Below are 7,920 nucleotides of genomic sequence, written 5' to 3'. Positions count from 1 at the left end.
GGGGCCGGCACGACGGGTAGGCGCGTCGACACCAGGGTCGACGCGCCTCACCAGGCCCGGTCGGTCAGGCGTCGCCTTCTCCGACATTGCCGCCCTCGTGGTGGGCGCCGTCCGGCGGCCGCGCCGGGCGGGCGTGGTCGCCGCGCGCCGCGGGGACGCCAGGCCGCGCCGGGCGCGGATGGAGCCCGCGCGGCCCGGGGGCGCCAGGCACCCGCACCCAGGCGTCGCCGATCGGCGCGTAGGCCGACCTGTCGATCGACGGGTGGCCCGGCCTGATCGCGACCCGGTGGAAGGCGTCGCTGACCATCACCACCATCCGCGCCCCGGACGTGGCCCGCAGGACGTCGTCCAGCACCGGCTCCCCGACCAGCCGCGTCACCCGCTCGACGTCCTGCTGGCCGCCCGCGTCCGAGTAGTGCATCGCCACACGGACCTGGCCGATGCCGGTGGCCGCGGCGCGCAGCGCGTCGTCGAGCGCCTGCACGAAGCCACCGGCGACCGTCACCGCCGGCCCGGCGTCGGGCTGGGTGAGCCTGATCCCGCCCGGCAGCGCCTCCACCGTTGCCGCCGGCAGGCCCGCGTCCACGGCCGCCTCGTGCACCAGGGACCTCAGCAGGTCCGACCCCGGCCGGATCAGCGCAACCGTGCCGCCGCGGGCGGTCGCCGGTTGTCCAACATCATCGCTCATCGGTGCAGACACTCCCTGCGTCGCTCAGCATCCGATGCACTACTGACGGACGGCACCGCCACTCTTGCGCCCGCGGCCGCGCCCACCTCCTGGCGCGACCCGCCCTCAACCGGGCGCTGCTCTTCCCACCCGGCCCGTGAACCGCGGAGACAAAGGCGCGCCGGCCGGGAGGGCCGGCGCGCCAGTGGCCGTCAGGACTCGACGTTGACGATCTCGCGGCCGGTGGTCGCGTAGCTGTAGTAGTAGTTGGGGCTGCGCACCGACAGGTCGCCCAGGGCGTAGGCCACCCCGGCGTGGAACGGGGCCGGTGACGCCGTCACCGGGATCTTCACCTTCTGCGCCGTGCCGGTGCAGGTCGCCTCGGACGTGTGGTTCTGGCCGCCGGTGGTGATGCTGCCGCCGGTCTGGGTGACGCCCGCCTGCGCGGTGAAGTACCAGCCGGCGGGGCCGCCGCCAGTGCCGTCCAGGCCGCGAGCAGCGCCCGGCCGCGCAGCCGCGGTGCCAGCACGGCCACCGCGCCGCCGGTGAGCAGGCCGCCCACCGCGAGCAGGGGTCGTGGCTCGGCGCCGGCCGGGAACGACGGGATGAGCGCCGCCAGGGCAATGACCGCACCGAGGACGGCCGGGGCCGCCTGGCGGAGCACGGCACGCACACCGGCGGCGGCCGCGAGGACGAGCAGCCCCGCGACGAACGCGAGCGCCCCGGCCCGGCTCAGCGTCGCGGCGAGACCGGCCAGCGAGAGGTACGCCCCGCAGGACCGCCACCACCCGCCGGGTGCGTCGAGTGTCAGCGCCAGCGCCAGCAGCGCGGTGACGGCGAGGACCGCGGCGGCCGCGTTGGCGTAGGTCAGCGTGGACGAGGCCCGCCACAGCGTCGACTCGACCAGCACCGACCAGCGCCCGATCCGCCACGCGACGCCGGCCCAGCCGGTGCCGAGGACCGCGGCGTGCCCGGCGAGCAGGTCACGCCCAGCGTGCAGGGTCAGGCCGGCCGCCGCCGCGGCCAGCAGCGTGACCAGGTCGCTGTTATCGCTCACAGGTAAACGTGCATCGATTGCCTGAGCGTGGGTGTCATGCAATGGTTGCGCTCACATTGCTGGCGTTCGAAGGAGTCGCCCTCATGGCATGGTCAACCCGCATCCGGCTGCGAACCGCGGTCGTTCTGGCAGCCGTCGCCGGGCTGCTGGCCGTCTCCGCCCAGGCGGCCCCCGCGCAGTTCGTCACGATCAGCAATCCCGTGATCAGCCAGCGCGCCGACACCGCGATCTACAAGCACACCGACGGCTACTACTACATGACGGCCTCCGTGCCGGACTACAAGCGGGTCGAGCTGCGGCGGTCCACCACGCTGCAGGGCCTGCGTTCCGCCGCCACCTCGAACGCGTTCGTCGCCCCGTCGAGCGGGGCGCTGAGCGGGTGGATCTGGGCGCCCGACATCCGCTTCTACGACGGCGCCTGGTACATGTACTTCTCGGCGTCACCCGGCACCGCCCGGTTCGACCAGCGCCTGTACTGGATCCGCAACACCTGCGCCAATCCCATGTCGTGCGCGTGGAGCGCGCCGCAGCGGTTCACCACCGGCTGGGAGTCGTTCCAGCTGGACGCGGCGTCGTTCGTCAACCGCGGGGTGCGCTACTTCGTGTGGGCGCAGGACAGCCCGGAGACCAACTTCAACAGCCACATGTACATCGCCCGGATGAACGGGGCGACCGGCATCACCGGCACGGTCACCGAGATCGCGCGGCCGACCTACAACTGGGAGAAGGAAGGCGTCGCCGGGGTCGTGGAAGGGCCGTCGCCGCTGGTGAAGAACGGCCGGGTCTACATCGCGTACTCGGCGTCGGCGACCGACTCCCGCTACAAGCTCGGCCTGCTGTCCTCGTGGGACAACGTGGACCTGCTGAACCCCGCGTCGTGGTACAAGCACCCGAACCCGGTCTTCCAGACGGCGAACGGCGTCTACGGCCCCGGCCATGGAAGTTTCACGGTCGCCGAGGACAACACGACGGACATGCTGGTCTACCACGCCCGCGACTACGCCAACCCGACGCCCGACGCGCTCACCGACCCCAACCGGCACACCCGGATGCAGCAGCTGTACTTCCGCGACAACGGCGACCCGTTCTTCGGCCAGCCGATCCCGAGCACCGTGACCGCCCCCGGTATCCGCGGCCAGTACAGCAACCGGTGCGTCGACAACTACAACTTCGACACCACACCCGGCGCGCTGGTGCGGTTGTGGGACTGCAGCGGCAACGCCGCCCAGGAATGGGAGTTCAACTACAAGGGCGTCAGCTGGTACGAGATCCGCAACCGCAACACGGGCACCTGCCTGGACGACCTGAACGCCAGCACCGCGTCGAACGCCGACGTGGGCCTGTATGCGTGCAACGGTTCCGCGGCGCAGCGGTGGGAGCTGCAGGACCGCGGCAGCGGCTGGTTCTCGCTGCGCAACGTCGCCGGCAACATGTGCCTGGACGACTACAACTGGAACACCGCGAACGGCGCCCGCCTGTCGCTGTACCCGTGCAACGGCCTCGGCGCGCAGCTGTGGCGCCGCGGCTGACCCGCTGAGTCGGCGCCCGTCCGGCACGGGCGGGCGCCTTTCACTCAACCGCACCCGGTCGCCGCCGAATGGACGATCGACAAGGGGAAGCGGTTCGGGGGAGTGGGTTGCCATCGCGGTGGTAAACGACCGGCGGGTGTGGCGGTGGACCGCCACGCTCTACGCGCTCGGCGGCGTGTACGGGCTCGCGCTGGCCGGCATCCTCGTCGCGGTCGTCACCGGCGCCGCCCCGATCCACGCGCCCGCCGGCGCCGGGACACTCGCGTTCGGTGCCGTGGGACTGTTCGGCGCCGTCTGCGCGGCCCGGCACGGCGGGCTGGACGAGCGGACCCGCCGCTCCTGGTGGTTCATGTCGCTCGGGTACGCCCTGGCGCTCAGCGTGCCATTGGTCTTCACCGTCACCGGCCCGCGGCCCTTCCCGTCGCCCGGCGACGTGCCGCACCTGGCGTTCGTGCTGGTGCTGCTGTTCGCGGTGCAGACGTTCCCGCTGCACGCGGCGACCCGCAACGAGCGCCACAAACATCTGCTCGACGCCGCGACAGTGCTGGCCGGCGCGGCGATGATGATGTGGTACTTCGTGGTCGGCCCGTACATCCTGGCGAAGGGCGCCTCGGTCGGCACCGTTGTGGCCGCGGCCGCATACCCGGTCGCCGACCTCGCCCTGCTGTTCGGCATCGCCAAGGTGCTGCTGCGCGGCGCCGACCCGACGTCGCGCCGGCCCCTGGGCATCGTGGCCGCGGCGATGGCCGTCTTCACCGTGGGCGACGGCTACCTCGGATACATGCAGGCGCACACCGACCACGTCGCGCGCACCGCCTGGCAGTTCGTCTGCTGGACCACGGCGCACTTCCTGCTCGCGGTCGCCGCCGCCGAGCAGAACCGGCAGGCAGCCGCCGAGCAGAACCGGCGGGCGAGCCGCCGGCGCGACGACCGGCCCGGGCCGCGCGTCACCGGCCGGGGGATGGCCGGGAAGCTGCCGTACGCGGGGATCGGCGTCGGCTATGCGCTGATGATCCTCGCCGCGGTGCGGCAGGAGCAGGCGTACCCCTGGGCCGGGCTCGTCGTCGGCGCGTTCGGCATCACCGGGCTGGTCGTGCTGCGCCAGGTGCTGGTGCAGCAGGAGAGCCGCGAGATGGCGGTGACCGACGGGCTCACCGGCCTGGCGAACCGTTTCCGGGTGCACGAGGTGCTCGCCCGGGCCCTCGCCCGCGGTGAGCGCTCGGGCCGCAGCACCGCCGTGCTGCTCATCGACATGAACGGCTTCAAACAGGTCAACGACACCCTCGGACACGAGGCCGGCGACCGGCTGCTGGTCGAGTTCGGCGAGATGATGCGCCGCAGCGTGCTCGGCGGCGACATGGTCGGCCGGCTCGGCGGCGACGAGTTCGCGGTGGTGCTGCACGACATCGGCCGGGTCGATCACGCGGTGGCCGTCGCCAAGCGGATCGTGGCCGCGACGGAGCAGCCGATCCCGTTCGGCGACCAGACGCTGCGCGCGTCGGCGAGCATCGGCGTCGCGATCGGCCGGCCCGGCGAGTGCACCACCGACGAGCTGCTGCACCGCGCCGACCTCGCCATGTATCAGGCGAAGCGGCGCACCGGCGGCACCCGCTGGCAGTCCTGGGACCGCAGCCTGACCGACGAGGCGGAGCTGTCGCTGGAGCAGGAGCTGCGCGCCGCGATCGCGGAGGGGCAGCTGCGCCTGCTGTACCAGCCGATCGTCGCGCTGCCGAGCCGCGAGCTGACCGGGGTGGAGGCCCTCGTGCGGTGGGAGCATCCGCGGCACGGGCTGCTGCTCCCGGAGAAGTTCGTCCCGCTCGCCGAGCGCGCCGGCCTGATCGAGGAGCTGGGCCGCTGGGTGCTGGAGCTGGCCTGCGCGCAGGCCAAGACGTGGCAGCGGCGGGTGCCCTCGCTCCAGCTCAACGTCAACATCTCGCCCCGGCAGCTGGACAACCAGGGCTTCACCGGGCAGGTGCTGGAGATCCTGGACCGGGCCGGGTTCTTCGCCGGGTACCTGGTGTTGGAGGTGCCCGAGAGCGCGGTCATCGGCGAGGCCGACTCGATCGCGCAGCTCGAGGCGCTCAGCACGGCCGGCATCCGCATCGCCCTGGACGACTTCGGCACCGGGTACTCGTCGCTGCGGTACCTGACCCGCCTGCCGGTCGACGCGCTCAAGCTCGACAGCTGCTTCGTCGCCGAGCTCGACGGCACCTCCAAGGGCTCGGCGGTCGCGCAGGCGGTGCTGCGCCTCGGGCAGATGCTGCACCTGGACACCGTCGCCGAGGGCGTCGAGGGCGAGGCGCAGGCGCGCGAGCTGACGCTGCTGGGCTGCGAGAAGGCGCAGGGACGCTACTTCTCCGGGCCGGTGCCGGCCGGCGACCTCGAACGCCAGCTGCCCGCCAGCACGGTGGCGGGCTGAGGCGCTGCGCGTAATACTCGTCGCACCATGCGTGACTCTGTGCGTCTTCGTGCGGTCATGTCGCTCCTGGCCGCCACCGGAGCGACGATCGCCGGGGTGTGGCTGACCGGCACTCCCGCGGTGATCCCCCTTGCGGCCGCGGCCGCCCTCGCGGGCACCCTGCTCGGGTCTGCCGCCGTGGTGATCTGGCTTCCGGCGGCGGTACTGCTGTGCTGGTTGCGCTCGGCGGCGGAGCCGCACCCGCTGGTCGTCTTCGGGGTCGTCGTGGCGGCCGGGCTGCTGCCGGTGCTGGCGCTGCGGGTCCGGCGGGCGTGGACGACGCGGGGCGAGCGGATGCGGGCCGAGGGCAGGGCCGCCGCCGCGGCCGCGGAACGGGCCCGGCTGGCCCGGGAGATGCACGACTCGCTCAGCAAGACCCTCGACGCGATCGCCCTCGGCGCGGCGGCGCTGCCGGGCACCCTCGCCGAGCCGGACCGGGCCAGCCGGCTCGCCGCGACGCTGCGCGACGGGACGCTCGACGCGGCCCGCGACGCCCGGGTGCTCATCGACGAGCTGCGCTCTAACCCGGCCGACGTCCCGCTGTCCGACCTCGTCGCCGCGATCGGCCGGGAGTGGTCGGTGACCAGCGGCGTCGGGGTCATCCTGCACAACGCGGCGGTCGACACCGGGTCCAAGGTCGACACCGCGCCGGAGACCGGCATCGAGCTGTGCTGGATCCTGCGGGAGGCGCTGCGCAACGTCGCCGCGCACGCCCGCGCCGAACTGGTCGCGGTGACCCTGACCCGGGCCGCCGGCGAGGTGACCCTGGAGGTCCGCGACGACGGCGCCGGGTTCGCCGTGCCCGCCGACCTGAGCCTCCTGCAGCGCGCCGGCAGCCACGGGCTCGTCGGCATGGACGAGCGGGCCCGGGTGTGCGGCGGGACGCTGACCGTGTGGTCCCGCCCCGGCGGCGGCACCCGGGTCACCGCGGTCGTCCCGGCCGAGCCGGCACCGGTCGGCGCGCCGCCGTCGCGGCGGCTCCGGCTGCTCGTCGGCGCGGCCGCGGCCGCCCTGCCGGTGGCGCTGATCCTGCCGTTCGGCGGCGCCGGGGACCCGCCCCGCGACCGGATCGCCGCGCCGCCCGCCGGCGCCGGTCCGTCGCTGCCGGGTGGACAGCCATCCGGCGCCGCGCCGGCCGGGTCGCCGGCGGCGTCGGGGCCGAGCGTCGCACCGGCAGTCACGAAACCGCCGAGAAGCCCTGCGTCCGTCACGTCCAGCCCGGCACCCGCCGCCGGAGGCGGCACCGGCGTCGGAGGGTCCACCGGTACCGACGCTGCTTGTCAGGTGCGCTACTCCAAGCGCAACGAGTGGGACCCAGGGTTTGTCGCCGACGTTGTCCTGACCAACGCCGGCGCGAAGGCGATCGACGGCTGGTCGCTGCGGTTCGAGTACGCCTCCGGGCAGAAGGTGATCAGCTATTGGGGCGCGATCGTGACGCAGACGGGCGCGGCGGTCGTGGTCGAGGACGGCGGGGTCACGCCGAAGCTGGCGCCGAACGGGACGCTCACGTTCGGGCTGCAAGGCACCTGGCAGGGGGCCAACCCGGCGCCGACGGCGTTCACCCTGAACGGCGTTCGGTGCGGCTGAGCCACTGCACGATCGCCTCGGTGCGGTTGTTGACGCGCAGCTTCAGGTAGATCTGGCTGACCCGGTTGCGGACCGTCTTCTCGGCCAGGTCGAGGCGGTCGGCGATGGCCGCGTTGGGCTCGCCGGCCGCGATCAGCTCCATGATGTCGTGCTCGCGGCGGGTCAGCGGCTGGTGCAGCAGCGCCGGCGCCCGGTCGGCGGAGCGGTGCTGCACGTGATCGACCACGATGGACAGTGGCAGCGGCGAGAGCCGGCTGTGGCCGTCGGCGGTGGCGCGGGCCGCTTCCAGCAGGTCCGCCCGGGTGTACTGGCCCTCGACCAGCAGGCTGCGGGCGCCGGCGCGCAGCATCGGCACCACGTCGCCAGGCACCACCGTGTGCGCGACGACCAGCACCGGCGGCCGCGGCGGCGGCAGCGTGGCGAGTGCGGCCAGCTCGCGGATCGGCGCGTGGGTGTGCAGCACGACGAGGTCGGCGTCGATCCGCCCGCCGTTGAGCACGTGCAGCAGCGGGCACACGTCGAGCGCGCCGGCGCAGGGACGCAGCAGCTCGGCGAGGCTGTTGCCGGTGGTGCTGATGACCAGGACCTGCATGCCGCCACGACACCACGGGCCCGGGCGGAT

General features: G+C 73.6%; 7 protein-coding genes. 3 read left to right on the top strand and 4 right to left on the bottom strand.

Features of this window, described 5'->3' with window-relative positions:
- Positions 1-64: 64 nt before the first annotated feature.
- From AB0K00_RS55530 to AB0K00_RS55520, 3 genes are all read right to left on the bottom strand, one after another.
- A complete protein-coding gene (locus AB0K00_RS55530) occupies positions 65-688 on the bottom strand; it encodes a hypothetical protein (RefSeq protein WP_363539393.1) in 624 nt (207 codons plus the stop codon).
- Positions 689-879: 191 nt separating this feature from the next.
- Positions 880-1,008: a hypothetical protein gene (locus AB0K00_RS55525; protein ID WP_363539391.1), complete on the bottom strand. Its 129-nt coding sequence runs from the start codon at positions 1,006-1,008 to the stop codon at positions 880-882.
- 8 nt (positions 1,009-1,016) lie between these two features.
- On the bottom strand, positions 1,017-1,724 hold the full coding sequence (locus AB0K00_RS55520; protein WP_363539389.1) for a hypothetical protein: 708 nt from the start codon (positions 1,722-1,724) through the stop codon (positions 1,017-1,019).
- Between the two features lie 83 nt (positions 1,725-1,807).
- On the opposite strand from AB0K00_RS55520, the gene AB0K00_RS55515 reads away from it, so the two are divergent.
- The 3 genes from AB0K00_RS55515 (at position 1,808) to AB0K00_RS55505 (ending at position 7,298) form a co-directional block, all read left to right on the top strand.
- Positions 1,808-3,253 (top strand): family 43 glycosylhydrolase, encoded by a 1,446-nt coding sequence (locus AB0K00_RS55515; RefSeq protein WP_363539387.1) that lies wholly within the window; start codon positions 1,808-1,810, stop codon positions 3,251-3,253.
- Between the two features lie 136 nt (positions 3,254-3,389).
- The gene (locus AB0K00_RS55510) at positions 3,390-5,672 is read left to right on the top strand and encodes a bifunctional diguanylate cyclase/phosphodiesterase (protein ID WP_363539385.1); all 2,283 of its coding nucleotides are present in this window, start codon (positions 3,390-3,392) and stop codon (positions 5,670-5,672) included.
- Between the two features lie 57 nt (positions 5,673-5,729).
- A complete protein-coding gene (locus tag AB0K00_RS55505; protein WP_363539383.1) occupies positions 5,730-7,298 on the top strand; it encodes a cellulose binding domain-containing protein in 1,569 nt (522 codons plus the stop codon).
- Here the strand turns inward: AB0K00_RS55505 and AB0K00_RS55500 are convergent.
- Positions 7,270-7,890, bottom strand: coding sequence for a response regulator transcription factor (locus AB0K00_RS55500; RefSeq protein WP_363539381.1), 621 nt, complete (start codon positions 7,888-7,890; stop codon positions 7,270-7,272). The genes AB0K00_RS55505 and AB0K00_RS55500 overlap by 29 nt on opposite strands.
- Positions 7,891-7,920 lie beyond the last annotated feature (30 nt).

The organism is Dactylosporangium sp. NPDC049525 (assembly GCF_040676755.1).
Classification (GTDB): Bacteria; Actinomycetota; Actinomycetes; order Mycobacteriales; family Micromonosporaceae; genus Dactylosporangium.
This window is presented reverse-complemented; position numbering and strand designations above follow the sequence as displayed.

Coding starts and splice junctions, on each gene's coding strand:
- AB0K00_RS55530 (WP_363539393.1), bottom strand. CDS start 688: ATGAGCGATGATGTTGGACAACCGGCGACCGCCCGCGGCGGCACGGTT.
- AB0K00_RS55515 (WP_363539387.1), top strand. CDS start 1,808: ATGGCATGGTCAACCCGCATCCGGCTGCGAACCGCGGTCGTTCTGGCA.
- AB0K00_RS55505 (WP_363539383.1), top strand. CDS start 5,730: ATGTCGCTCCTGGCCGCCACCGGAGCGACGATCGCCGGGGTGTGGCTG.
- AB0K00_RS55500 (WP_363539381.1), bottom strand. CDS start 7,890: ATGCAGGTCCTGGTCATCAGCACCACCGGCAACAGCCTCGCCGAGCTG.